The sequence below is a fragment of the Kribbella swartbergensis genome, from assembly GCF_054784135.1.
On sequence record NZ_BAAGPM010000032.1, the window covers coordinates 1 to 395 of the forward strand.

Annotated in this window: 1 protein-coding gene; it reads left to right on the forward strand. The window is 61.0% G+C overall.

Features of this window, described 5'->3' with window-relative positions; genetic code table 11:
* Positions 1-343 (forward strand): hypothetical protein (locus ACYVOK_RS29085; RefSeq protein WP_460665757.1); only part of this gene is annotated, 343 nt, incomplete at its 5' end.
* Between the last annotated feature and the right edge of the window lie 52 nt (positions 344-395).

Genomic DNA, 395 nt, shown 5'->3' on the forward strand with positions numbered 1-395 from the left:
GCTACCGAACCCCGCTGATGAGCGGTGGGTCGCTGTCGCCCGCCTTCAGCCTCCGGCGAAACAGATCTCGGCGGAAGAGCAGAAAGAGCGCCGGCGCTTCCATGAGATGCCCGCGGCGTCTCAGATCGCCATGGCCTGCCAAACGGACACCTTCCGCGAATACATCCGGCTTATGCACTGTGCCGGCCTCTCAGACGACGCAGCGGCCTGTGACGCATGGGTCAAGGACTTGCTTGAGGTCGACAGCAAACGGGATGTCACGCCCGGTTCAAAGCCCTTCCAGGAATGGACTGAGCTCTACGGGAATTACTCGACCTGGCTCAAGTACGAGAGGGCCGCTTAATGGCCCGGCAAGAGTTTCCAAAGTCCGTAAAGAGCAAGGCTGCCGAACGAGC